Raw genomic sequence first — 226 nt, 5'->3', positions numbered from 1 at the left:
TTATATGTAAGTATAAAAATTTAAGTAATACAGTTTTTTATTCAAATCCTTTAGAATGTGATAAAGAAGGAGTAGATTACGATTTTACTGGCCGCATAGATAAGGAGTGGATAANNAATAATTTACCTTTAGATGGAGATTTTTATTTCTGTGGACCACTTGCGTTTATGAAATGTATTGAAAGTAATTTACTAGATTTAAGTGTTAAACAAGAGTCTATAAATTA

The sequence above is a fragment of the Romboutsia sp. 13368 genome, from assembly GCF_018336475.1.
Lineage (GTDB): Bacteria > Bacillota > Clostridia > Peptostreptococcales > Peptostreptococcaceae > Romboutsia.
Note: the sequence above shows the minus strand (reverse complement) of the source record.